The sequence below is a fragment of the Paracoccus halophilus genome (assembly GCF_000763905.1).
Lineage (GTDB): Bacteria > Pseudomonadota > Alphaproteobacteria > Rhodobacterales > Rhodobacteraceae > Paracoccus > Paracoccus halophilus.
The window spans coordinates 1-707 of record NZ_JRKN01000102.1; the positions used below are offsets into that span (position 1 = coordinate 1).

General features: G+C 59.5%; 1 protein-coding gene and 1 pseudogene. One reads left to right on the top strand and one right to left on the bottom strand.

Annotated elements, in window-relative coordinates; genetic code table 11:
• Window positions 1-387: hypothetical protein (locus IT41_RS22140; RefSeq protein WP_414811564.1), on the top strand; the 387-nt coding region annotated here is incomplete at its 5' end.
• A gap of 153 nt (window positions 388-540) precedes the next feature.
• Here IT41_RS22140 and IT41_RS22145 read toward each other — a convergent pair.
• Window positions 541-705: pseudogene (locus IT41_RS22145) on the bottom strand (transposase); the annotation flags it as partial.
• Window positions 706-707: the final 2 nt, after the last annotated feature.

The following is a 707-nucleotide window of genomic DNA, read 5'->3' on the forward strand; positions in this document are numbered from 1 at the left end:
TCTTACAGCGTCACAAGAGATGGGTTAATCTGGGTGCCGCATGGACATCGCATCTATCTGCGTGCCAGCGTGACAGTCAGTATTCTACGCAGCGTTGCGATCGGGTTTGAGCTGTGCCGTCCGGGCCGTATTGGCGGCTTTTTCGGGTTGAGAACCGCGGGAACAGGGAGGTTTTTCGCAGTTCCCGGTGGTGGCAAATCCCGAGGGAGGAAACGTCCCGCGTTCGGAGAGAAGGAATCCATAGACGGCTATGCACAGACTGGCCTGATGGTGAAATCCTCGCCGACCTCTGCCTTCGGAATGACCCAGACCCGACTCCTGTTTCAGCTCGCGATAATCTCGCTCGATCCGCCACCTCATCTTCGTCGCGGCGACGAGATCCTGTAATGCCATCGTTTGTTTGAGCGGCTTCTCATCGCCTTCAGGCCTTTCGGCAAGAAGCCATTCTCCGGCTCGCGGTTGGGTGAGGTTATGGTCTCTGGAGGCAACACGAAGGCGCATGGCGGCAAAGCGTGACGTCAGATCGACATTGCTCCCCTCGCGCCATGTGACGCTCTTCCACGCATCGGCTGGCAGACCTTCTGCAAGCGCCCTGGCGGAAGGTGGTTTGTGATCTTTGCTTCGTTGCACCGGCTTGGGCGGCCGCCCTTTGCCGCTCCACCTTTTGGGGGGCAGTGGCCCTTCGCCCGGGCGCCAGACACTGATGG